General features: G+C 62.1%; 18 protein-coding genes and 1 tRNA gene. 10 read left to right on the forward strand and 9 right to left on the reverse strand.

The features are described from left to right. Position 1: 1 nt before the first annotated feature. The 3 genes from HWE01_RS12720 to argH form a co-directional block, all read right to left on the reverse strand. Entirely contained in the window at positions 2–883 is an 882-nt protein-coding gene (locus HWE01_RS12720; protein ID WP_008329841.1) for a branched-chain amino acid ABC transporter permease, read from the reverse strand. 109 nt (positions 884–992) lie between these two features. After that, entirely contained in the window at positions 993–2,150 is a 1,158-nt protein-coding gene (locus HWE01_RS12725) for an ABC transporter substrate-binding protein (RefSeq protein ID WP_241821985.1), read from the reverse strand. Between the two features lie 307 nt (positions 2,151–2,457). Next, the gene (argH, locus tag HWE01_RS12730; protein WP_241821986.1) at positions 2,458–3,852 is read right to left on the reverse strand and encodes an argininosuccinate lyase; all 1,395 of its coding nucleotides are present in this window, start codon (positions 3,850–3,852) and stop codon (positions 2,458–2,460) included. Between the two features lie 473 nt (positions 3,853–4,325). Between argH and HWE01_RS12735 the strand changes: the two genes are divergently transcribed. Continuing rightward, a complete protein-coding gene (locus HWE01_RS12735; protein WP_008329834.1) occupies positions 4,326–5,150 on the forward strand; it encodes an HDOD domain-containing protein in 825 nt (274 codons plus the stop codon). A 158-nt stretch (positions 5,151–5,308) separates the two neighbouring features. On the opposite strand, the gene HWE01_RS12740 is transcribed toward HWE01_RS12735, so the two are convergent. Both HWE01_RS12740 and ppc read right to left on the reverse strand, forming a co-directional pair. Continuing rightward, positions 5,309–6,247 carry a dienelactone hydrolase family protein gene (locus HWE01_RS12740; protein ID WP_008329829.1) on the reverse strand — a complete coding sequence of 313 codons (939 nt, stop codon included), beginning with the start codon at positions 6,245–6,247 and terminating at the stop codon, positions 5,309–5,311. Positions 6,248–6,633: 386 nt separating this feature from the next. Next, positions 6,634–9,549, reverse strand: coding sequence for a phosphoenolpyruvate carboxylase (gene ppc / locus HWE01_RS12745; protein WP_241821987.1), 2,916 nt, complete (start codon positions 9,547–9,549; stop codon positions 6,634–6,636). A gap of 258 nt (positions 9,550–9,807) precedes the next feature. Here ppc and hemC point away from each other — a divergent pair, with 258 nt between their 5' ends. From hemC to ppa, 5 genes are all read left to right on the forward strand, one after another. Beyond that, complete coding sequence (gene hemC / locus HWE01_RS12750; RefSeq protein WP_008329821.1) at positions 9,808–10,764, forward strand: hydroxymethylbilane synthase; 957 nt, start codon at positions 9,808–9,810, stop codon at positions 10,762–10,764. Further along, complete coding sequence (locus tag HWE01_RS12755) at positions 10,748–11,545, forward strand: uroporphyrinogen-III synthase (protein WP_241821988.1); 798 nt, start codon at positions 10,748–10,750, stop codon at positions 11,543–11,545. Before hemC ends, HWE01_RS12755 begins: the two co-directional genes overlap by 17 nt. A gap of 35 nt (positions 11,546–11,580) precedes the next feature. Next, on the forward strand, positions 11,581–12,771 hold the full coding sequence (locus HWE01_RS12760) for a uroporphyrinogen-III C-methyltransferase (RefSeq protein WP_241821989.1): 1,191 nt from the start codon (positions 11,581–11,583) through the stop codon (positions 12,769–12,771). 20 nt (positions 12,772–12,791) lie between these two features. Beyond that, entirely contained in the window at positions 12,792–13,991 is a 1,200-nt protein-coding gene (locus tag HWE01_RS12765) for a heme biosynthesis protein HemY (RefSeq protein ID WP_008329818.1), read from the forward strand. 269 nt (positions 13,992–14,260) lie between these two features. Next, the gene (gene ppa / locus HWE01_RS12770) at positions 14,261–14,794 is read left to right on the forward strand and encodes an inorganic diphosphatase (protein ID WP_006463345.1); all 534 of its coding nucleotides are present in this window, start codon (positions 14,261–14,263) and stop codon (positions 14,792–14,794) included. Positions 14,795–14,898: 104 nt separating this feature from the next. On the opposite strand, the gene HWE01_RS12775 is transcribed toward ppa, so the two are convergent. Both HWE01_RS12775 and HWE01_RS12780 read right to left on the reverse strand, forming a co-directional pair. Then, positions 14,899–16,599 (reverse strand): peptide chain release factor 3, encoded by a 1,701-nt coding sequence (locus HWE01_RS12775; protein WP_008329817.1) that lies wholly within the window; start codon positions 16,597–16,599, stop codon positions 14,899–14,901. Positions 16,600–16,842: 243 nt separating this feature from the next. After that, positions 16,843–18,243, reverse strand: a complete 1,401-nt coding sequence (locus HWE01_RS12780) for a DUF3300 domain-containing protein (protein WP_241821990.1) — start codon at positions 18,241–18,243, stop codon at positions 16,843–16,845. Between the two features lie 433 nt (positions 18,244–18,676). Here HWE01_RS12780 and HWE01_RS12785 point away from each other — a divergent pair, with 433 nt between their 5' ends. Both HWE01_RS12785 and HWE01_RS12790 read left to right on the forward strand, forming a co-directional pair. Then, positions 18,677–19,129: a GNAT family N-acetyltransferase gene (locus HWE01_RS12785; RefSeq protein ID WP_008329813.1), complete on the forward strand. Its 453-nt coding sequence runs from the start codon at positions 18,677–18,679 to the stop codon at positions 19,127–19,129. Between the two features lie 435 nt (positions 19,130–19,564). Further along, on the forward strand, positions 19,565–21,208 hold the full coding sequence (locus HWE01_RS12790) for a methyl-accepting chemotaxis protein (protein WP_241821991.1): 1,644 nt from the start codon (positions 19,565–19,567) through the stop codon (positions 21,206–21,208). A gap of 208 nt (positions 21,209–21,416) precedes the next feature. Here HWE01_RS12790 and HWE01_RS12795 read toward each other — a convergent pair. Beyond that, positions 21,417–21,518: transfer RNA gene (locus HWE01_RS12795), tRNA-Arg, on the reverse strand. Between the two features lie 232 nt (positions 21,519–21,750). On the opposite strand from HWE01_RS12795, the gene HWE01_RS12800 reads away from it, so the two are divergent. After that, positions 21,751–22,545, forward strand: a complete 795-nt coding sequence (locus HWE01_RS12800) for a site-specific integrase (RefSeq protein WP_241821992.1) — start codon at positions 21,751–21,753, stop codon at positions 22,543–22,545. Positions 22,546–22,550: 5 nt separating this feature from the next. Here HWE01_RS12800 and HWE01_RS12805 read toward each other — a convergent pair whose 3' ends face one another. Continuing rightward, the gene (locus tag HWE01_RS12805; protein WP_241821993.1) at positions 22,551–23,189 is read right to left on the reverse strand and encodes a hypothetical protein; all 639 of its coding nucleotides are present in this window, start codon (positions 23,187–23,189) and stop codon (positions 22,551–22,553) included. A gap of 208 nt (positions 23,190–23,397) precedes the next feature. Here HWE01_RS12805 and HWE01_RS12810 point away from each other — a divergent pair, with 208 nt between their 5' ends. Then, the gene (locus tag HWE01_RS12810) at positions 23,398–24,480 is read left to right on the forward strand and encodes an integrase (protein WP_241821994.1); all 1,083 of its coding nucleotides are present in this window, start codon (positions 23,398–23,400) and stop codon (positions 24,478–24,480) included. Positions 24,481–24,656 lie beyond the last annotated feature (176 nt).

Consider the following 24,656-nt stretch of genomic DNA (forward strand, 5'->3'; position numbering starts at 1 on the left):
CTTATGCCTTCCTTTCCAGCACTTTGCCAAACATGCCGGAGGGTTTTACCAGCAGGATCAGGAACAGGAGGCCGAACGCCACCGCATCGCGGAAGTCGCTGGAGATATAGGCCACCGTCAACACCTCGGCAAAGCCGAGGAACAGGCCGCCGATCATGGCGCCACGGATATCGCCCATGCCGCCCAGGATGATGACGGCGATGCCCTTGTGCAGCATCGGCTGTCCCATGAAGGGCGAGATCGCATTGAAGGACACGCCCACCAATACGCCGGCCGCACCCCCCAGGGCCGCAGCGGCAAAGGAGGTCAGCAGGAACAGGCCCTCGACGTTGATGCCCAGCAGGTAAGCCGCCTTGGGCGACTCGGCGATGGCGCGCAGGGCCCGGCCCAGCTGGGTCTTGCGCATCACGCCCAGCAGCACCACCATCAGCACGAAGGCAATCACGATGATGGCCACCTGGACCGCAGTGATGTGCAGGTTGCCCAGGTTCACGCTGTCTTCAGGGATGGTGCCCTGGGGGAAACGCTTGTTCTCGGCACCGAAGATGCCCTGCGAAATGTTGGTGATCATGATGGCTACGCCGATGGTGGCGATCATCGGGATCAGGTGCGGTGCATTGCGGCGGCGCAAGGGCTTGAGGACCAGCACGTCGATGATGAGGCCGAGCAGACCGGTGGCCACCATGGCCAGCAGCAGTGCCACCCACAGGGGCAGCGCCATCTGCTCCACCAGCAGCAGGGCGGCATAGCTGCCCAGCATGAAGATGGCGCCGTGCGAAAGATTGATCACGCCCAACACGCCAAAGACCAGCGTGAAACCGAGCGCGAAGAGCGCATACACGCTGCCCAGCGAGAGGGCATTGATGAGCTGTTGTTCTAACATGGGAACCTGCAATGGGTGATGAGATGCCAAGCGCCGCGCGGCGCGCGATCACTTGCAAACGGTCGCCGCCGGTGCTCCGGAGGCGACCGTTGTTACGGCCTCGGGCTGCTTACTTCAGCAGGACGAACTTGCCGCCCTTGGCGATGTTGACGATGGCTTCCTGGTCCGCATCGAAGCCGACCTGCTTGCCCGCTACCGCCGGTGCTGCGCGGAAGGCGAACTTGCCGGTGGCGCCCTCGATCTTCACGGCCGGCAGCGCGGCGCGCACGGCGTCACGGTCCTTGGCCAGGTTGCCGGAGAGCTTCACGCTCTTGATCGCATCGGCCATGATGTACATGGCGTCATAGGCTTGCGCGGCGAACTGGTCCGGGTCCGAACCGAACTTGGCCTTGTAGGCTGCCATGAAGGCCTTGTTGGCCGGGGTCTGGTTTTCGGCCGACCAGGGGCTGCCCATCAGGGTGTTGTCGCCGGCATCCTTGGCGATCTCGAACAGCTTGGGCGAGTTCAGGCCATTGCCGCCGATGAAGGGCTGCTTCATGCCCAGCGCGCGCGTTTGCAGGATGATGTTGGCGGCTTCCTCAGCCAGGCAGGAGCAGACGATGGCGTCCGGGTTGCCGGCCTTGATCTTGGTCAGCTGGGCCTTGAAATCGACGTCGCCCTTGGCATAGGCCTCGGTGGTGGTGACGGGGATCTTCTGCTGTTCCAGGGTGGCCTTGAAGACGTCGTAGCCGGACTTGGTGAAGGCGTCGTCGTTACCGTAGATCACGGCGACCTTCTTGATGCCGAAGTGCTTCACGGCCGCTTTGACGGTGACGGGCAGCACGTCGGCTTCCATCACGGAATTGCGGAAGGTGAAGGGGCCCATGGCGGTGATGCCGTCAGCGGTGTTGCTGGTACCGAAGACCACGACCTTGGCCGCGTTGGCGATGGGGTCGGCGGCAAAGGCCGAGTTCGACAGGGTGGGGCCGAAGACGGCCAGCACCTTGTCCTGGAAGATCAGCTTCTTGAAGACGTTGATGGCTTCTTCCTTCTTGCCTTGTTCGTCTTCGATCACCAGGGCCAGCTTGTTGCCGTTGACGCCGCCCTTGGCATTGATCTCTTCGGAAGCCAGGGTGAAGCCATTCTTTATGGCCACGCCATACTTGGCGGCCGGGCCGGTCAGGGCTTCAGCGACGCCCAGCTTGATGTCGGCAGCCAGCGCGGCATGTGACAGGGTGGCACCGATCAGCAGGGCCGGAATGGTCTTGAGCATGGTATTGAATTGCATCGAGTTCTCTCCTCAGTTAGATATTGTAGAAATCGTCCGCATCACGGCGCGCTCGACAGGGTCGCGCGACGTCACAGGGTGATTCCTTCATCGAGGATGATGCAAAAGGCGCCCGGGATGGCCGGGACTTGTGCTCCATCCTCTGAAGACCGTTGTGCGGTCTCTTTCGATACAGCCGCCACAGCATACCCGAAAAGGCAGGCTGCGCCAGCAATTACAACCCGCTGCAACGCGCCCGGGTAGGGCGCGCCACGGCGGCATGCGAACAACGTCCGGCCTGCGGACGAAGGGTGGTGCCAGGTCTTGCTTAGTTCAGTTCCTTGCGCAGTTGCGCAATGGCTGCACGCACCTGGTTGGGTGCGGTGCCGCCGATATGGTCACGTGCAGCCACCGAGCCTTCCAGGGTCAACACGGCGAATACGTCTTCACCGATCAGGTCGGAGAAGGCGCGCAGGTCATCCAGCGACAGGTCGGCCAGGTCGCAACCCTTGTCCACGCAGGTACGCACGGCGTGGGCGACGGCTTCGTGGGCGTCGCGGAAGGGCAGGCCCTTCTTGACCAGATAGTCGGCCAGGTCGGTGGCGGTGGCGTAGCCTTGCAGGGCCGCCGCGCGCATGGCTTCCGGCTTGACGCTGATGCCGCGGGCCATGTCGGCGAAGATGCGCAGGGTATCGGTGAGCGTGTCGACGGTGTCGAACAGCGGCTCCTTGTCTTCCTGGTTGTCCTTGTTGTAGGCCAGGGGCTGGCCCTTCATCAGGGTCAGCAGGGCGATCAGATGACCATTGACGCGACCGGTCTTGCCGCGCGCCAGTTCGGGGACGTCCGGGTTCTTCTTCTGCGGCATGATGGACGAGCCGGTGCAGAAGCGGTCGGCGATGTCGATGAAGCCCACGCGCGGGCTCATCCAGATCACCAGCTCTTCGGACATGCGCGAGATGTGCGTCATCACCAATGCAGCGGCGGCGCAGAATTCGATGGCGAAGTCGCGGTCCGAGACGGCGTCCAGCGAGTTGCGGCACACGTCGTCGAAGCCCAGGGTCTTGGCCACGCGCAGGCGGTCGATCGGGAAGGTGGTACCGGCCAGGGCGGCTGCGCCCAGCGGCAGGCGGTTGATGCGCTTGCGGGCATCGATCATGCGCTCGGCATCGCGGCCGAACATCTCGACATAGGCCAGCACGTGGTGGCCGAAGGTGATCGGCTGCGCCACCTGCATGTGGGTGAAGCCCGGCAGGATGGTGTCGGCGTGCTGTTCGGCCAGGTCCAGCAGGGCGCCGCGCAGATCGCGCAGCAGGCCGATGATGTCGTCGACGGCACGGCGCATGTAGAGGCGGATGTCGGTGGCCACCTGGTCGTTGCGCGAACGGCCGGTGTGCAGGCGCTTGCCGGCGTCGCCGACCAGCTCGGTCAGACGCTTCTCGATGTTCAGGTGGACGTCTTCCAGGTCCAGCAACCATTCGAACTGGCCGGACTCGATCTCACCCTTGATCTGGGCCATGCCACGCTGGATCTCGGCGTAATCGGCCGCGCTGATGATGCCCTGGTGGGCCAGCATCTCGGCATGCGCCAGCGAGCCCTGGATGTCGACCTGGGCCATGCGGTTGTCGAAGAACACCGATGCGGTATAGCGCTTGACGAGATCGGAGACGGGTTCAGAAAAGCGAGCCGACCAGGCTTCGCCCTTTTTAGCAAATTGGTCTGTCATATAGGGAATTCCGGAGAATGGGCGATTATAGCAAGCACAACTGCGCCAAGCCACGGCAATGCAGCCGGAAATGCTGCGGGATGCGGATTTTTCGCATTGGCGCGCGCTGCTGTGGGCAGTTTTTTCAGGGGTTCCCGGCTGCTGGTGAAATGCGGCGCACGTCCACACGAAATCACTCGAAGTTGCCATGCGGCATCATTTTTGCTTGTTGTATTTGTGCAAGCTCTCCTGCACCGCAAAAAAGCCTTGTGTTGATGACAAGGGCTGACGCTATACTCAAGGCGCGATGACTGATCCGGGGGAAGTTCTGCAGGTTTCCGGTGAAGAAAAGGGGCTGCCAGCCGAGGCGCAGCCGGGATGATGCGATTGCCGTCGATGTTGCCGGGCGTCGTCCGACCGGGCATGCCACGGGGGTGGTCCTGACAAGCGAAGAGCGAGCAAGATGTCTGGGGGTCGTCTTACAGGAGAGAAGCATGAATTTGGAAGCACTGTTTCAGCAGCAAACTGCCTTGCCGAGCATTCCGAAGGTGGTGCAGGAAGTCATCGAAAGTTTCAACAACGACGCGGTCTCGATCGAGGAGATCGCCAGGAAGCTGGCCGCCGACCAGGTCCTCAGTGCCAAGATCTTGCGTCTGGCGAACTCGTCCTATTACCACGTCTCGCGCACCATCGGCACCGTCGATGATGCAGTGCTGATGCTGGGGTTCATGACCGTGCGCACCCTGGTGGTCAGTACCGGCATGGCCGGCAGCTTCAAGAAGCTGCCAGGCGTGGACCTCAAGCTGTTCTGGCGCTACAGCCTCGATACCGCCCTGGTCGCCAAGTGGCTGGCCAAAGAGGTCAAGCTCAATTCCGATTTCGCCTTCACGGTGGGCCTGATGCACGCCATCGGCCAACTGGTCATGCACGCGGCCATGCCCGAGCAGGCCTTGCAGGTGGACAAGGTGGCCGGTCCCCTGGATGCCCGTCGCCTCGATGTGGAGCGCAAGTCCTTCGGCTACGACTTTGCCGATGTGGGAGCCGAGCTGGCGCGCCGCTGGCGTTTCCCGGATGAGTTCGCGCAGGTCATCAAGGCCTTCCCGCAGCCGCTGGAAGGTCAGTTCGATGCGTACGCCGCCATCGTCCACCTGGCCACCTGGCGCGCCCGCGCCGAGGAAAACAAATACTCGGCCGATGAACTGGAATCGACCTTCCCGGGCGAGGTGGCCGCCAGGCTGGGCCTGACCCTAGGCACCTTCACCGAGGACATGCCGCCGCTGGCCGAACTGGGCGAGGGTATGCAGGACCTGATCGCCTGACCGCAAGGCAAGCCGGAGAGCGCCGATGGACGGTGGTTTCCGGCCGATGTGAAGAAACAGGTCGAGCAAAGCGACAATGCCGGCTCCCGCAAGGGGCCGGCATTGTCGTTGGTGAAGCCATTGACCGAAATCCGCGAGGCGCCGCGGCGGTCTTTGTCTCAGTAATTGAGCTTGGCGTCCAGGAAGTTGAGCATGGAGCGATAGGCCTGGGCGCGCGCATCCGGGTTGCCTCCGCTGGTGACACCTTCGCCGCGCTTGCCGACGCCGGCCACGTCCATGCGCACATGCACCGGCAGACCGGGGGCGTCGAAGTCGTGATAGGTGTCCGGATAGAGACGCAGGGCGATCTCGGTATCGCTGCCCTGCATCTTCTGTTCGATGGCTTCACAGGCCTGGGGCGGGGTCCAGTCATCGTTTTCGCCCATCAGGATCAGCAGCGGTGCGGCCGGCTTGAAGGGTTCGCTGGTTTTGGCGTAGGGGCGGCAATCCGGATAGAAGGCCACCGCCGCGCGCGGCTGGATCTTGCGGATGGCCACATCGGTTTCGGCCAGGTTCAGTGAGGCCAGCACGGTCGAGGCGCCATGCGACCAGCCCAGCAGGGCGATGCGCTTGACGTCCACGTCCGGCTGCGCGGTCACCCAGTGCAGGGCCGCTTCGACGTCGAAGCGGCGGTTCATGGCGCTGACCTCGCGCTGGGCCACCGAGTCCTGGCAGGTCGAACGACGACCGCGCGGGGTGAAGCTGTCCGGGAACAGGACGTTGTAGCCGGCATCGGTCAGAACCCGTGCCATGGCCAGGTGGCGCGGCGTGAATTCGCCGCGACCATCCTTGATGATGCTGTACAGTCCGCCGCAGCCATGCAGCGCGATCACGGTCGGATACGGTCCCTTGCTGTTGAGCGTCCTGCGTGCCTTGATCCACACCCCATAGAGCGCGGTGGCCTTGCCCCCCTTGTTGTCCACGCTGGTGAGCGATACGCGGCGCGCTTCCAGTGGTGGCGGCGGCGCCGAATAGGCGGCCGCCTGCGCCCAGGTGCCGATCACGGCCAGCGATGCTGCAATGCAGAACGCAGCCAGTGGTTTTCCCCAATGTCGCATGATGTCTGATTCCCTGTTTCGATGCCCGATCGTCGCCCGGCAACCATTCCCATCTCGGAAGAACATGGTCGCTGAAGCAATATGCTTCATGGATTGCAACGATTATGTGTATTTGAATTCTTCAGCTTACATTTTACAAAAGTGAAGCGCTGAGCGGCAGGATGGATTCAGTTTTGCGGTGCAAAAAAACTGATCCATCACAAAAGCGTGGGCGCATTTGTGCGCCGCCCGCAACAGCTTGTCGCTTCGTCAAATGTCATCACAGCCATCTGTTATCGGCATGCAAACGCTGAACTTGAGACGGGGCGTCTCCTGGCAGCAATCCAAACGAAAAGGGCCGCCCGCATCGGCGGGCAGCCCTCTTGTTGGCATGACGACAGCTTGGCTCAGCCGGTATTGCGCAAGCCGGCGGCGACCCCGTTGATGGTGAGGTGGATGCCGCGCTGCACGCGCTCTTCCGGCGTACGCTTGGCTGCAGCGGTGGCACGATGGCGTTTGATGAGCTCGACCTGCAGGTGGTTCAGCGGGTCGAGATAAGCGAAGCGGTTCTTGATCGAACGTGCCAGCAGCGGATTGCCCGACAGCCGATCCTTGGTTCCGGTGATGGACGAGAGCATGGCGCTGGTGCGTTCATGCTCGCCGGTGATGCGGCCAAAGATCGTGTTGCGCAGCTTGCGGTCCGCCACCAGCCCGGCGTAGCGCGAGGCCACGGCCAGGTCGGTCTTGGAGAGCACCATGTCCATGTTCGACAGCAGGGCCGCGAAGAACGGCCATTCCTTGCACATGGCGCGCAGGGTGGCCAGGCGTTTTGCGCTCTCCCTCGCGTTGCCGGCTTCTTCCAGCCAGCCCGAGACCGCGCTGCCGAAGCCATACCAGCCCGGCAAGAGCAGGCGGCACTGGCCCCACGAGAAGCCCCAGGGAATCGCGCGCAGATCCTCGATGCGCTGCGTGGCCTTGCGCGAGGCCGGACGCGAACCGATGTTCAGTTGCGCGATCTCGGCAATGGGCGTGGCGGCGAAGAAGTAATCGGTGAAGCCCGGGGTCTCGTAGACCAGGTTGCGGTAGGCACGATAGGCACGTTCGGAGAGTTCTTCCATGACGCGCTCGAACTCGGCCAGCTTCCTGGCTTCCTTGCCGTCGGCGGCGGCCGGCATCAGGCTCGCTTCCAGGGTGGCGGCGACCAGCAGCTCCAGGTTGCGGCGGCCGATTTCCGGATTGGAGAATTTGGAGGCGATGATTTCGCCTTGTTCAGTCAGGCGGATCTGGCCGTTGACGGTACCCGGTGGCTGCGCCAGGATGGCCTGGTAGCTGGGGCCGCCGCCGCGACCGACGGTGCCGCCGCGACCATGGAAGAGGCGCAGCGTCACGCCGGCTTCATTGAACAGTTCCACCAGCTGGTTTTCGGCCTTGTAGAGCTCCCAGTTGGAGGTCAGGAAGCCGCCATCCTTGTTGGAATCCGAATAGCCCAGCATCACTTCCTGCAGCTTGCCGTGCTTGGCGATCAAGCCCTTGACCTGCGGCAGGGTCAGCCATCCACGCATGATCTCGGCGGCGCAGCGCAAGTCGGGAATGGTCTCGAAGAGCGGAATGACCATCAGATCCAGCGCGTGCAACTGGTTGCCTTCGATGTGCAGCAGCCCCGTTTCCTTCTGCAGCAGCAAGACTTCCAGCAGGTCGGAGAGGGTTTCGGTGTGCGAGATGATGTAGTTGCGGATGGCGCGTTCGCCATAGCGGCGGCGGATTTCACGCGCCGCACGCAGGATGGTCAGCTCCGAATTGGTTTCATCGGCGTACTGCAGATAGGGCGAATACAGCAGGCGCGGCCTGGACAGTTCGCCCAGCAGCAGGGCGATCTTGCGTTCTTCAGTCAGGCCCGCATAGTCGGCCTCGACCTGGGCCTTGGCAAAGAGCTCGGCCAGCACGCGCTCGTGGACGTCGGAGCTCTGGCGCATGTCCAGCGTGGCCAGGTGGAAGCCGAAGATCTCCACGGCACGCTTCAATCCGGCCAGGCGCGGCTTGACCAGGGCGGCACCGTGATGAGCCTGCAGCGAGCTCACCAGCACCTCCAGTTCGGCCACGCATTCGGCCGGGCTGGCGTAGGGGGCGGCGGCACCGATTTCCTGGCGCAGGATGTTGACCACGCCCAGCGCACGGGCGGTGGCGGCCAGGCGCGCATAGATGCCGATGAGGGCACGGCGGTAGGGTTCGTCGGCGCGGTGCTCGGAATGGTCCGGCGAGGCATCGGCCAGGGCCAGCAGTTCCGGGCTGGCATCGACCATCAGGGTGGAGATGGACAGCTCGGCGCCCAGCGTGTGCACTTCGTCGAGGTAGTAATCGAAGATGGTGGTGGACTGGCGCTTCAAGGCATGCTGCATGGTGGCGGCATTGACGTTGGGATTGCCATCGCGGTCGCCGCCGATCCAGCTGCCCATCTGCAGATAGGGCGGCAGTTCTGCGGTGCGGGTCTTGGCGCGCGAGGGGAACTGGCTGTCGATCTCGGCTTCGATGTCGTCATACAGCGCCGGCAGTTCGCGCAGGAAGGTGATGCGGTAGTAGGAGAGGGCGTTCTCGATCTCGTCGGCCACCGTCAGCTTGGTATAGCGCAGCATGCGCGTCTGCCACAGCGTGGCGATGCGTGCGCGCAGCAGTTCGGTGTTGTGGCGCAGTTCGCGCGGTGTCAAGGGCAGGTCGCGTTCTGCCACCAGGCGGGCGATCTCGCGCTCGGCGTCCAGGATGGACTTGCGCTGCACTTCGGTGGGGTGGGCGGTGAGCACCGGCGAGACCAGTGCTTCCTTCAGGAAGCTGCGCACTTGTGCGCCCGAGACACCAGCATCATCCAGCCGCGACAGGGCATAGGCCACGCTGCCGGGCTGGGCTTCGGAGCCGGCCAGCAGGTGCGCGCGGCGGCGGCGGTTGTGGTGCTGGTCTTCGGCGATGTTGGCCAGGTGCGAAAAATAGGAAAACGCGCGCACCACCGAATTGGTCTGGTCGCGGGTCAGTTTCTTCAACAGCTTGTCCAGCTCGGCGCCGGCCTTGGCATCGGATTCGCGGCGGAAACGCACGGCGGTCTGGCGGATGGTTTCCACCACCTCGAAGACGTCATCGCCTTCCTGTTCCCGCACGACTTCGCCCAAGAGACGCCCGAGCAGGCGGATGTCTTCCTTCAGCGGCGCATCCTTGTCGGTGCTGCGGGCGGGTTTGCTGATGGTCTTGCTGGCCGGGCTGCTCTTGGTGGCAGCGGTGGCGCGGGGGGTGGAGGGAGTGGAACGGGCACTGCGTGGTGTTGGATTTTTGGTCGCCATGATCAACGGTTGCTGCGGTTTTCGGAGGAGAAAGTCGTGCTTGTGGATCGGATTGCCGTGGGTGTGCGTGCTAGAATTTGGCTCGTTTGTTTGCCTCGTTTTTGGTGTGCGTCTCGCTTCTGGTCTCTGTGATCGATGTTCGTTGCTGCTTGCCCTCGATCGCTTTTTTTAATCGTATTGTTCAGTCTGGATTCGCCGGTCTCCTGCTTTCCCTGTCTCCTCGGCCGCGGGTGCCACGACTGAATCGGAAAGCCCGTCTTGAAAGAATTTCCTCCTTCCAACATCGTCATCGTCTCGCGTGAGAGCCGCCTTGCCATGTGGCAGGCCGAGTACGTGCGGGACCGTCTGGCCGCATTATATCCGCAGTGCAGCATCAATATCCTCGGAACCACCACCCGTGGCGACCAGATTCTTGATCGCGCGCTCTCCAAGGTCGGCGGCAAGGGCCTGTTCGTCAAGGAGCTGGAGGTGGCCATGGCCGAAGGCCGCGCCGACCTCGCCGTGCACTGCCTGAAGGACATGCCCATGGACCTGCCCGAAGGCTTCGAGCTGGCCGCCATCCTGGAGCGCGAAGATCCGCGCGACGCCTTCGTCTCCAACGACTACGATTCGCTCGATGCGCTGCCCGCTGGCGCCATCGTCGGCACCAGCAGCCTGCGCCGCCAGGCCATGATCGCCGCGCGTTATCCGCAACTGGTGGTCAGGCCGCTGCGCGGCAATCTCGATACCCGCCTGGCCAAGCTGGATCGCGGCGACTATGCCGCCATCATCCTGGCCGTGGCCGGACTGAACCGCCTGGGTCTGAAGGCGCGCATCCGCTCCTTCCTCGATCCCGAACAGAGCCTGCCGTCGCCCGGCCAGGGCACGCTGGCCATCGAGATCCCCGAGGGCCGTGACGATATCAAGCGCCTGCTGGCTCCCCTGCATGACGAGCCCGCCGCCGTGGTCTCGGCCGCCGAGCGCTCGGTCTCGCGCATCTTTGGAGCCAGCTGCCAGATTCCGCTGGCGGCCTATGCCACGCTGGAGGGCGAGCGCCTGCACCTGCGCGCCATGATCGCCACCCCCGATGGCGCGCAAGCCGCTGCCGCCGAGGCCGAAGGTTCGCCGGATGCGCCCGAGGCGCTCGGTGCGCAAGTGGCCGAGCTGCTCAAGGCGCGCGGCGCCGATGCCATTCTGGCGGCCTGCAAGGCCCAGGCTGATGCCGCTTCGGCCTGAACCCCCCGCATCGTTGCCAGTGGTCGTGACGCGGCCACTGCAACAGGCCGCCAGCTTTGCCGAGCGCGTGCAGCAGTTGGGCCGGCGTGCCGTGGTGTTTCCGCTCCTGGTCATCGGTCCGGTGGACGATGACAGCGAACTCAAGGCCGCGCTGGCGCGCCTGCAAGACTTCGCACTGGTGGTCTTCGTCAGTCCCAATGCCATCGATGCCGTCTTTGCCCATCTGCAGCAATGGCCGCGCGATGTGCCAATCGGCATCGTGGGAGAGGGCAGCAGGGTGGCCTTGTGCGGACATGGCGTCGATGGGGGCAATGCCACCATCTACGGCCCCCAACGCGCCGACAAGATGGATTCCGAGGAATTGTTCAAATCCCTCCCTTTGGAACAATTGCGCGGCAGGCGTGCTCTGATTGTGCGCGGCCAGGCCGGCCGCGATTTCCTGAGTGAAGCTTTGCAACAACAGGGCGTGGAGGTTCAATTCCTCACCGCCTATCGCCGCCTGGCCCCCGAACTGGATGCGCCAAGCCGCCTGCAACTGCTGGATTTGCTCGATGGCGGGGCCGACTGGGTCATCACCAGTTCCGAGGCCTTGCGCAATTTGCTTCACTTGGCAAGACTAGCCGGAGGTGAGGAACGTGTGGTAAAACTGCAACGACAACGCATCGTCGTCTCTCACCACAGGATCGCCGAGACCGCGCGGGAGCAGGGTTTCGTGCAGGTGGTCCTGACCGGATCGGGTGACGAACGCCTGCTTGCCGCCCTTGCTCCACCCGCTCCCTGAGCGGCCGCGTAATTTGCCGCGTTACAATCCAGCCCATGAACGAACAGCAACCCACCCCCCAATTGCCGGAGCCTCAACCGCAAGCCAGCCACAACGCTGGTGCAGCGGCGCCGCAGGCGTCCTATACCTTCACCCCGCCCGATGGCACGGCGGTGCTGCGTCGCCGCCAGCGTGCGCAGACCATCGTGCTGCTGCTGGTCATCGCCGGCCTGGGCGCGCAGTGGTGGGTTTCGCATACCGAACTGCGCGACCTGCGCAGCGAAGTCGCGCAGCGCCTGCAGAATGGCGACAACAACAGCAATGAACTCAAGGGCGTGCTCAAGTCAGTGCAGGAAAGCACCAAGGAGCTGCAATCCAAGGTCAGCGTGCTGGACAGCAAGCAGGCCGAATCCCAGAGCCAGCAGCTGGCGCTGGAGCAGATGTACCAGGACTTGAACAAGAACCGCGACGACTGGGCCCTCTCCGAAATCGAGGAAGTGCTCTCCACTGCAGACCAGCAGCTGGAGCTGGCCGGCAACGTGCAAGGTGCGCTGATTGCCCTGCAGAATGCCGACAAGAGCCTGTCGCGTTCGGACAAGGCGCAGTTCATCGTGATCCGTCGTGCCATTGCGCATGACATCGAGCGCCTGAAGGCCCTGCCGACGGTGGACATCGCCGGCATCGCCGTGCGCCTCGATAGCGCCATCGGCCAGGTCGATACCCTGCCGCTGCTGGTGGACGAGCATCCGGTGGAGTCGGCCAGCGAGCCCAAGCCGCAGCCGGTGAAGGCCGCCGCCAAGGGCGAGACCAAGCATGGCAAGACCCGGGCCGAAGCCGCACCCGCCGAAGCCTCGGCCTGGTCGCAATGGCTGGCCGGTGCGCGTGAGACCTGGCAGAGCATGAGCACCGAGATGTGGTCCGAACTGCGCCAGCTGGTGCGCATCCGTGAAGTGCAGACACCGGAAGCGATCCTGCTCTCGCCGGGCCAGGCCTACTTCGTGCGAGAGAACCTCAAGCTGCGCCTGCTCAATGCGCGCCTGGCCCTGCTTTCACGCAACGAGTTCGCCTTCCGCAATGACCTGTCGTCGGCCCAGGACACCATCGCCAAGTATTTCGATACCCGCGCCAAGCAGGTCCAGACTACCCAGGCGCTGTTGAAGCAGGTACAGGGCAGCAATGTCTCCATTCAGTTGCCCACGCTGGCCGAAAGCCTCAACGCCGTGCGCAACTACAAGGCCCGTCCGTGAGCCGCTGACGGGAACCTGATATGAAAATACTGCTCTGGCTTCTGACCCTCTTCGCGTCCGCCATCGGCCTGGCCGTGCTGGCGCGCTTCAACCCGGGCAATGTGGTGCTGTTCTATCCGCCGTACCGCATCGACCTGTCCCTGAACTTCTTCCTCTTCGCCGTGCTGGCGGTGTTTTTGACCATCTATGTGGTCATCCGCGCCATCCGCCTGACGCAGAAGCTGCCCGGCCGCGTGATCGCCTATCGTCGTGCCAAGCGCGAGAATGAAAGCAACAAGGCCCTGCGCGATGCCCTGAAGGCCTATTTCGAAGGCCGCTTCGGCCAGGCCGAGAAGTCTGCCACACGCGCCTCCGACCTGCCCGACAACGCCGGCATCGCCGCCCTGATCGCAGCCCGTGCCGCGCACCGCATGCGCCAGGGCGAGCGCCGCGACATCTGGCTGGCCAGTACCGAAGTCGATCCGACCTTGAAAGCTGCGCGCCTGATGACGGCACTGGAACTGCAAGTGGACGAACATCACTTCAAACAGGCGCTGGAAACGGTGGAAGAGTTGAACGCCAACGGCACCCGCCACATCCAGGCCCTGCAGTGGGCCTTGAAGGCCAACCAGCAAGCCAAGAACTGGCCCGAGGTACTGCGCCTGGTGCAGACCCTGGACAAGCGCAATGCCCTGCATCCGGCCCTGTCCAATCGCCTGCGCGAGATGTCCTACGATGCCTTGCTGTCGGACCGCTCGCACGATGCCGAATCGATTCGCCTGCTGTGGAACGGCGTACCCGGTGCCGACAAGTTGAAGCCCTACATCGCCGTGCGGGCGGCCCAGGCCTTCTCCAGCCGTGGCCTGCATGACGAGGCGCGCAGTCTGCTGGAACGCGCCCTGGCTGCCGACTGGGATATCCGCCTGCTGCGCGCCTATCGTGAGTCGACCGCCGAAGCCGGCTCGCCGGCCTTGCTGTCGCAGATCGAGCATTGCGAATCCTGGCTGGCCAAGAACCCGACGGATGCCGAACTGGCGCTGACCCTGGGCATGTTCTGCCTGCGCCAGAAGCTGTGGGGCAAGGCCCAGCGCCATCTGGAGCAAGCCCTCTCGGACGCCATCGAACCCCGCACCGTGCGTGAATCGCACCTGGCCCTGGCCCAGCTGCATGAGGCCCTGGACCAGCCCGACCAGGCCGCTGCCCACTACAAGCAATGCGCCCTGGCGACGGCCATCCGCTGAACTTGTTGTGCGGGTCAATGACCAAGGCGGAAGCGGCGCAAGCCCTTCCGCCTTTTTCATGACCATGGCCGGGCGCTGTCATGTTGGCGTAAGTTGCACCGGCCAAGATGCCGGACTGAGCCTGAATGCCGCTATAATTGCGGCTTTCCGGTGTTGGCACGGCCTGGTTTGAGCATTAAGCCCAGCTTAATGCTTATTGCATCGAGCATTAAGCTCAGGCGGTGGCGACCCGAAAACCGCTTTTCGTTTCTTTCCCTAGTGAGAATCCCATGAGCCTGAACAACGTCCCCGCTGGCCGCGACCTGCCCAATGACTTCAACGTGATCATCGAAATCCCGATGAACGCCGATCCGATCAAGTACGAAGTGGACAAGGACACCGGCGCCATCTTCGTCGACCGTTTCATGGGTACCGCCATGCACTATCCGTGCAACTACGGCTACATTCCCCAGACCCTGTCGCAAGACGGCGACCCGGTCGACGTGCTGGTGATCACCCCGTTCCCGCTGATCCCGGGCGTGGTGGTGCGCTGCCGCCCCATCGGCGTGCTGAAGATGGCCGATGAATCGGGCATCGACGCCAAGCTGCTGGCCGTGCCGGTCGACAAGATCCTGCCGATCTACACCCACTGGCAAAAGCCGGAAGACCTGAACGAACTGCGTCTGAACCAGATCAAGCACTTCTTCGAACACTACAAGGATCTGGAAAAGGGCAAGTGGGTCAAGGTCGAGGGCTGGGAAGGCCCGGACGCTGCCCGTGCTGAAATCCTGGCCGGTGTGGAAGCGTTCAAGAACGCCAAGTAATTCCCCATCAGCAAGGCATAAGAAAATCGCCCGACAGGTTTGCGCCTGTCGGGCGATTTTCATTTCATGACCGGCGCGGGCCGGTCGATGCGCTCAACGCCTGGTCAATCCAGCTTGGCCGCGTGCTCACGGGTCGCATGGAAAGTGATCTCCGGCCAGCGTTCCTGGGTCAGGCGCAGGTTCACGCCCGAGCTGGCCAGGTAGGCCATGTTACCGGCCGCATCGATGGCCAGGTTGGCGCCGGCCGAGGACTTCTCGAAGTCGGCCAGTTTCTTCTTGTCATCGCAGCTGATCCAGCGGGCGCTGCTGATGCTGGTGCCTTCAAACACCGCATCCACGCCATATTCATTCAGCAGGCGGCTGGCTACCACTTCGAACTGCAGCACGCCGACCGCGCCCAGGATCAGGTCGCTGCCAGTCACCGGCTTGAAGACCTGCACCGCGCCTTCTTCGCCGAGCTGCTGCAGGCCTTTGTGCAACTGCTTGATCTTGAGCGGATTGCGGATGCGTGCCACGCGGAAGAAGTCCGGGGCGAAGTAGGGGATGCCGGTGAACTGCAGCATCTCGCCTTCGGAGAAGCTGTCGCCGATCTGCATGTTGCCGTGGTTGGGCAGGCCGATGATGTCGCCGGCATAGGCTTCTTCCACCTGTTCGCGGCTGGAGGCCATGAAGGTCACCACCGAAGACACCTTGATGTCGCGGTTCAGGCGCAGGTGCTTCAATTTCATGCCGCGCTCGAAGCGACCCGAGCACACGCGCAGGAAGGCGATGCGGTCGCGATGGGCCGGGTCCATGTTGGCCTGGATCTTGAAGACGAAACCGGAGAACGGCTCCTCGGTCGGCTTGACCTCGCGCACGGTGGCATCGCGTCCGCCCGGACCCGGTGCCCAGTCCAGCAGCGCATCGAGGATCTCGCGCACGCCGAAGTTGTTGATGGCCGAGCCGAAGAAGACCGGGGTCTGCACTCCGGCCAGAAAGTCCTCCAGGTTGAAGGGGTGGGAGGCGCCATGCACCAGTTCCACTTCCATCTTGAGCTGTTCGATTTCCAGCGGGAACATCTCGGCCAGCTTGGGATTGTCGATGCCCTTGATGATTTCCACGTTGCCGTTGGCGCGTTCTTCACCGGCCTTGAACAGCATGATCTCGTCACGCAGCAGGTGATACACGCCACGGAAATTCTTGCCCATGCCGATCGGCCAGGTCACCGGCGCGCACTGGATCTTCAGCACCGATTCCAGCTCATCCAACAGCTCCAGCGAATCGCGGGTTTCGCGGTCCAGCTTGTTCATGAAGGTGATGATGGGCGTATTGCGCATGCGGCAGACGTTCAACAGCTTGATGGTCTGCTCTTCCACGCCCTTGGCGGCATCGATCACCATCAGCGCCGAGTCCACGGCGGTGAGCACGCGATAGGTATCTTCCGAGAAGTCCTGGTGGCCGGGGGTGTCGAGCAGGTTGACCACGTGGTCGCGGTACTCGAACTGCATCACCGAACTGGCTACCGAAATGCCGCGCTGCTTTTCGATTTCCATCCAGTCGGAAGTGGCGTGGCGACCGCTCTTGCGGGCCTTCACGGTACCGGCCAGCTGGATCGCGCCCGAGAACAGCAGCAGCTTTTCGGTCAGCGTGGTTTTGCCGGCGTCGGGGTGGGAGATGATGCCGAAGGTGCGGCGGCGCTTGACTTCGCGCGCGATCAGGTCGGAAGAGACCTTGGTGGTGGCGCCAGGCGCGCTGGCGTTATCTGCGTCAGCGGCCTCAGGAGCGGTGGCGGCGACGTCGGGGAGTTCGTTGCTGGGTTCTTGCATGGCGGATCGGTCGGGGTGGGAGCCGGGCGGAACACGGCCCCCGGCGCGGCTGGACGATCCAACCCGCATGGCCTCGGGCTGCGCGCACTGTTCCTTTGGCAAGGAGGCGCCGCACGCCCTGTTCCGACAGCTCTGGAAAACCCGAGATTATAACTGAAGCGGCCCGCTTGCCCGCATGTTTGCTGATGGGCAACGTGCGGGCGGCGGGCTGCTCAGGGCCGGGCGGGCGGCGTTGTGACCAGATCAGGAGCGCTCGTCGCGCCGGTCGTCACGGCGCGGATGAGCTTCATGCTGCCGCGTCTGCTGCTGGTGCTGCTCACGTTGCGCGACCTCATGTTGTTGCTGTTGCTGCTGCCGGGCCTGCTCCATCTGGCGATGCTGCTGCTCGCGCTGCTGGTTCATCATCTGCTGCTGGCGCATCTGCTGCTCGCGCATCTGCTGCTCGCGCTGTTGCTGTCTCTGCTGCTGACCTTGCTGGTGCTGCTGCCACTGCCGTTGCTCGGCCTGTTGCCGTTGGCGCTGCTCTTGGGCTTGCTGCTCGCGCTGGTGTTGCTGATCGCGGATCATCTGCTCACGCTGGCGTTGCTGGTCATTGGCCTGTTGTTCGCGCTGGCGTTGCTGCTCGACGGCCTGGCGCTGGCGGAACTGGTCTTGCTGGGCCAGGCGCTGCTGCACGTTGTCGACCACCGGCAGTGGCCGCACAGCCGGTGCATGGTGTCCCGGCGGCGGTGCCACGGCGGGCGCGGATGGCTGGGCATAGCGCCCACCGGCATAGCGTGGATCGTGGTGCCATACCACCGGGCGCTGGTTCATCGTCACGTTGCGGTTGACGGTGACATTGTTGACATAGCGTTGATGGATGATGTTGGTGTTGTTGACGTTGGTGACGTTGTTGATGCGGGTCTGCGTCACCAGTACCTGGCGCTGGCGCCAGTCCGGCCGCGCCTCACCGAAGACGGCACGCATCACGCCGATGCCCACCCCGAAGCTGATGCTGGCCGAGAAGCCCGGTTCATAGCTGGGCGGCCGATAGCGCGGCGGCGGTGCCCACACCACTGGCGGGGCCGAGGGCCACCACCAGCTGCCATAGACCACGGTCGGGTTGTAGTAGGGCACGTAGACCACCTGCGGATTGACCGGCACGATCTCGATCATCTCATCCTGCACCACCACGCGCTGCTGCGGGCTGGATTCGAGCGTGCCGGCAATGCGGGCACGCTCGCGCAGGTTCTGCACCGTATCCATCACGGGGGCTTGCTGGCCGAGGAAGGCCTGGCCCAGTTGCTGGGTCCAGTCCAGGCGGTCATTGAGCATGGCCAGCACCGAGGGAAACTGCACCAGCGCCTTCACGCTCGGGTCCCAGGGCATGGGGGCCACGGCGCGGGCCAGCCCATCGCCTTGCAGGCCAGGTCGGGCTTCCACGAAGCGCTGGGCCTGCACCACCTCCAGCGGATAGGTCGAGGCCATCAGGACCTGGGCCAGCAGGGAATCCGGGTAGAGCGCCACCGGTGCCAGCATCTGGTCCAGCTGCTGCTGGGTATAGACCGGTGCAGGTGGCGCATAGGCCGTCTGCGCCTGCACGGGCAGGCCCGAGACCAGCGAAAAGACCAGGCAGGTAGCCCAGGCCAGGGATATCTTGTTCATGTCGTTCTCCTTGCCAATGGCGTGCGCGGGAGCCATACGGGTGATCGTGGTCGCTGCCGTCGCACCGAAGTGAATTCATGGTCTGCCAGCTTGAGTCGACAAGGTGTAACGGAAGTGCAAGCAATGTTTCAGCCGAAAGCGTCAGTCAGACGCTCTTGCCCGATGGAAAGCCTTGCGCAAGGCGGGGGCGGCTGTGGCATCATGAACGGCCACGGAACGAATCTCATCCACGGAAAAGATAAATCGGGCGATTTTTTGCACTGTCGCAGATCCGTCGTCAAGCCCGTCAGCACGCGCTGCAGCAGCTCGCCAGGGCGGGTTGGCGTGCCCATTCCGGAAGAGGAGAAACGTTCTAAATTGTTTTTCGCAGTAACAGGCAACATGCACCAGGGCAAACTTTTTACGACAACAAGCCATCAAGCAAGGAACGACCATGAGCCATCACCTGATCTGGCGGCGCGATGATTTCCTCATCGACACCGATCCCGACCGGCTGGACATCCCTCTCATCCACGACGTACTGACCCATTCGAGCTGGTCCCCCGGCATCGACCTCAACACCGTGCGTACCGCCTTGGCCAACAGCCTTTGCTTCGGTCTTTATCGCGGCAAGCAGCAGATCGGTTTTGCCCGCGTGGTGACCGACCATGCCACCTTCGGCTACCTGTGCGACGTCTTCGTCGTCGGCGACTTGCGCGGCCAGGGTCTGGGGCGCTGGATGATCGAATCGGTGAACCAGCATCCGACCCTGCAGAAACTGCGTCGGGTCATGCTGACCACTTCTACCGCACCGTGGCTATATGCCAGCTGTGGTTTCGAGGCCATCAATCGCGGTGACTTCGTGTGGCATATCTCGCGTCCGGATATTTATCGGCAGGGCGCATAGCAGCAGATTCATCGTCTTCTGAATCAGCGGAGCGCAGGATGGCTCCGCTGTTTTCTTTTCCGCGTACGCCAAAGGCATGGCGAAAAACTTAGTTTTCCTTGCCTTTCTTCCGGATGTACTTTCTTTCTCCCTGGTTCGATCCATTGAACTCACTGGCTGAATTGAGCTTGCGGGGACTATTTTCTTTTGCCGGATTTACTAATTCTTTTTATTGAATGAGTCCACTTATACGCGCTTTTGCGGAGGATGCAACTTAGTTTTTACGCTCGTTTGATCCAGCGTCGTTTTCCAGGCAGCAATCATGATTCGTATCAAGATGCGGGCACATGTGGATTTTCCATATTTTTTGCGGACATATAATTTTTTGGCGTCAACCCAACCCATTTCAGTCCATCCACCTGATGCGCGTCCACATCGAGCGCAGGAAACCTGATCATGACCATTGCCAATAAAATCCGTCTGCTTCTGCTCGCCGTCGTTCTGGGCCTGGCCGGCGTCACCGGTTTGAGCATCTATCACAGCAATCGCATTGCCGATGCGGCCAGCTATTCTTCGGTCAACACCGTGCCCAGTCTGCTGGTACTGGGCGAGGCCAGCGAGGCGATTTTCGGTATCCGTGTCGGTATCTGGCGCTATGCCGCCGCGACCGATGCCGCCGCCCGTCTCCAGCTGGAAAAATCCATGAGCACGCTGCGTGACCAGGTCCTTGCCACCTTTGATCGCTACGAGAAGGACGTCCTCTCCGATGCCACCGACCGGCAGTTGCTGCAGGCAGACCGTGATGCCTTTGCCGAGTATGAGAAGAACCGACAGCGGGTCATCGCGCTGGGTGCCGAAGGCAAGAACGAGGAAGCGCTGGCGGCCGTGGAGCACTACGTGGTTCCGCCCGGTACCAAGCTCATCAACGCGCTGGCTGCACATCGCCGCCACAACGAGCAGCTCGGCCAGCAGGGTGTGCAGACGGCCCAGAACAGTTTGCGTTCGGCGATCTACCAGGCCGTGCTGATGAGCCTGTTCGTGTGTGTGGTGGTGGCGCTGGTGGGGCAGCTGATTTCGCGCGCCATTTCCACCTCGCTGGGTGAAGCCATCCTGACTGCGCGCGCCATTGCCACGGGTGATCTCAGCACCCGCATCCGTCATCGCGCCAATGATGAGGTCGGCCAGTTGATGCAGGCCATCCAGCAGATGACCGACAGTCTGGTGCGCATCGTGAGCAATGTGCGCAATAGCGCCAATACCATTGGCACAGCCACGGCAGAAATCGCGGCTGGCAATCTGGATCTGTCCAGCCGCACTGAATCCCAGGCCGGGTCCATTGAAGAGACCGCTTCGGCCATGGAACAGCTCACCGCTGCCGTGCGCCAGAATGCCGATAACGCCCAGCAGGCCAATGCGCTGGCGATTTCTGCCTCCGGTGTGGCCAGCGAGGGTGGTCAGGCGGTACAGGAGGTGGTCAAGACGATGGAAGAGATCAATGCCTCGTCCCTGAAGATCGTTGACATCATCAGCGTGATTGACGGTATCGCTTTCCAGACCAATATCCTTGCCCTGAATGCTGCCGTGGAGGCGGCGCGCGCAGGCGAGCAGGGGCGCGGTTTTGCGGTGGTCGCCTCCGAGGTGCGCTCACTGGCGCAGCGCTCGGCAGCGGCGGCCCGTGAGATCAAGGAGCTCATCGATGATTCGGTCGGCAAGGTGGAAAGCGGTAGCCGTCTGGTGGCGCAGGCGGGTGCGACGATGCAGCAGGTCGTGGGCAGTGTGCATCGCGTGGCCGATATCGTGGGCGAGATCACGGCCGCCAGTGCCGAACAGAGTGACGGCATCGTCCAGGTCAATCAGGCCATCGGATTGATGGATCAGGCGACGCAACAGAATGCGGCGCTGGTGGAGCAGGCGGCTGCGGCGTCGCAGTCCTTGCAGGAGCAGGCGGTACAGTTGGCGGGGGCGGTGCAGGTGTTCAAGCTTGATCCTGAAAGGGACAAGCCCATTGAGATGGTGCCCGCAGCCACGCCCGTGGCCGTGGCACCAGTCGCGGAGCGCAGCGGTGAAATGCTGCTGGTCGGTGCGCACGCGCATGGGTGAAGACAAGAGGGATGCAGCGTGGCGTCCCTCTTGTCTTGCTGTTCTTCAATGCGGAATCAGCGAGCTCATTTCTTTGGGATCGCTGAACAATGGTGGCTGGTGGTCAGTCATTGCCTGCCATTGCATTGATGGTCGATACAGATCAGGCGGTCACCACTGATCCTGAGCGCCGCGGTTGCGTGTGCTGCAATGAAAATGCCGGGAAATGTGGCCTGCCCTGAGGGACTCGAACCCCCGACCTATGGCTTAGAAGGCCATTGCTCGTTGGCTTGCATCCCTTACGGGACGCGGCGCTGTATCCAGTTGAGCAGTCCTGAGCACATTTTGAGCACACTACTACCTAAGTGACGGCGACCGTATGTGAGGTCGCAATGGCAACAATCAGTCAGTACCGTGGGAGGTGGAAAGCACAAGTCCGCATGCAGGGCTATCCACAACAAACAAAGACATTCGACACGAAAGCCGAGGCCCAAGCATGGGGCCGCGACGTAGAGTCTCAGATGGCTCGACAGCAGTTCGCGGGTTCTACCTCGGGCCAGACCATGACCATCCGAGAGATGCTGGAGAGGTATCTCGAAGAGGTGTCCGTCGCCAAGGCATCCCACAAAGCCGATTTATCCCGCTCTCAGCACCTGTACGCCGCCCTCGGCGATTACCGGGTGCATACCCTGACTTCCATCATCCTCGCCCAGTACAAGGCCAAGCGTCTGCTCTCGGTCGGGCCGCAGTCCGTCATCCACGAGTTGAACCTCCTTCATCGGGCATACAAGACAGCCGCCGAGGAGTGGGGCGTGGTGTTACCCAATGGTATCCCGAGGACGAAGCGGCCCTCTATGCCCAAGGGGCGGGACATGCGGGTACCTCCCGAGGATGTGAACAGGCTCGTGGCGGCAACAGAATCCCCAGAACTGAAGATCATCATCCGATTCGCCGTGGAGACAGCCATGCGGAGGAGCGAGATAGTCGGCATCCGTTGGGAGCACGTCAATCTACAACTAAGGTCTGTTTACTTGCCCGAGACGAAGACCGACCAGCCAAGGACTGTACCGCTGTCCACGGTGGCCTTAGAGCTACTGGAGGGCATGAGGCCGGAAGATGCCGGGAAGGTCTTCTCTCTCGCCCCCGACTCCGTTACCCAAGCGTTCAAGCGTGCAGCCGTCCGCGCCCGGATGGGGGAGGTTAACTTCCACGACCTACGGCATGAGGCAACGAGTAGGCTATTTGAGAAAGGGCTTAACGTCATTGAGGTGGCCCGAATCACCGGGCACAAGACGCTGGCTATGTTGGATCGCTATACGCACCTCGACGTATCCATGCTGGTGCAAAAGCTCGGCTGATTCGCTTATAGTCTCTCCCATTTCAGCTTATCGTTTTCTACCCAGAGCTTGCAATGCAGTTCGTACGGTGGAGTCTCGCTGCTGAAGGCTCTTACTTTGACGACTCCACCGGCCAAGGGTAATGCGGGCGGACGCCAAAAGTTGGAGCTTGGTATTGCACTGAGTTGAATTCTGTCCGTTCCCTGAGGATGTGGAGGAACCGGCTCGCCATACATAGCGAGGCTGACAAGGCGCTCCTCCCCAATGTATAGGCTGAACGGCCCGTCTCTGTGCCAAGTTTGCTGTTTACCGCTGTCCTTGTCGGTGGCTTCAAACTCCAGTTTGCAATTGGTGAGCAAGGTACTCCCCGAGTTCTTTACCCCGATCAGTACGGTTTTCGACAGATTATAGATATTGTGGCTACGTGTTTCAAAATACCGCCCTTCTTGCCCCACCAGCAGCTCCAGTTTCGGGCCGCCATGAGACCGCTTCCGGACAATTCCCAAAAGCATCATGACAAAGCAGAAGAGAGTGGCTACTCCTAGTATCGAAGTCGTGGCAATTAGCACGCTTCCCCATTTCTCCAGCGGGCCAGTCATTGATACCCAAGTGAGTCCGACCGTTGCAGTCAGCCCCAGAAAGCCCCACATTGCTGTTGACCACATGTCAGCATCCGTTCTGTTCGTATTCGATTATTCTATCCGTCAGATTGAGTGCGTGCTGTCCAATGAGCATGTTCAACATATTGTGTGGCACACTGAAGGTCTTCACCCCACACGCACTTAAGGGCGTTGGTGTCGCCCCACAAGGGCTGAGAGGTGCTGCCTAATACGAGGTTTTGCCCCGCGACGATTCCACTCCGAGGAGAGTTGTATGGGCACGATCCAAGTACGGGACGATAACAAGAGGGCGACCACATACCAAGCTCGTGTGCGCCTAGGAGGCTACCCAGCACGATCGCAGACCTTCCACTCAAGAGAGGCTGCCGAACAATGGATTGAGGCAGTGGAGGCCGAGCTACGTCAGAACGCGAATTTGCGGGAAGAGCCACGGCCAAGGAAACGGCAATTGCGGCCCCTAGCCCATTCTATCCCCGCGCCGCCAGAGCCGGCTTTGTTTTCGGGAGCAACGCCGTTCCGCGATCTTATGGCGCAGTACAGTGTCCTTATATCACCATCGAAGAAGTCAGCGGAGAGTGAAGTGCTGCGGCTTGGTAAGCTGATGCGGGACAATATCTCAAGTCACGCGGTGGGAAGCCTCACTCCGCCGATCATTGCACAATGGCGGGACCGTCGTTTGGTGGAGGTTGCCCCCGATACTGTGACCCGTGAGATGCACCTCATGTCGGCCGTGATTAACATGGCTCGGAGAGAATGGGGGCTGATGCTGGCAAGTAACCCGTTCGCGCTGCCGCGCAAGCCGAAGCTTTCTAAGGGTAGGATACGGCGATTACGTGGCAATGAGTTAGATCGGTTGCTTCTTGCTGCTGAGGCGGCACAGGGCGGCTTCCTGCCCTCCATTATTCTGTTTGCCATCGAGACGGCCATGCGCCAAGGAGAGATAGTGTCGCTCGATTGGAGTCATATCGATCTGGATAAGCGCACGGCGCACCTACCCGACACCAAGAACGGCGACCATAGGACTGTGCCGCTCTCGATGCGAGCAATTGCGTTACTGCGAAGGCTTGCGCTCATTGAGCCAACGCCGGATCGTGCTGGCCCTGTGTTCCCCGGAGTGACCGGCGAGGCAGTTAAGCGGGCCTTCCAGAACGCCCGTAAGCGCGCCGGAATCGAGGACTTGCGCTTCCATGATTTGAGACATGAGGCGGTCACGCGGCTCTTTGAAAAGGGGCTCCATCCCATAGAGGTGGCATCTATCAGCGGCCACAAGGACATGCGTATGCTCCAGCGATACACCCACCTTGAGGCGTCTAAACTAGCTTTGAAGCTCGACTAATCTATTTTCGTCATAGGCGGGCCTTACTTATCGGTAGACGGAATGCCAGTTAGGCAGCGGCTCTCCCGACGTGCCTCAAAGGGTCGTAGCGCGTCCCAAAATCAGTCACGGTCACAGTCCTTGCCCAGTACCCGCGTCCGAGCAACGCGCATGCTGCATTGGCGCAACTGGTGCTA

The sequence above is a fragment of the Herbaspirillum sp. C7C8 genome (assembly GCF_022627875.1).
In the GTDB taxonomy this organism is placed as follows: Bacteria; Pseudomonadota; Gammaproteobacteria; order Burkholderiales; family Burkholderiaceae_D; genus Herbaspirillum.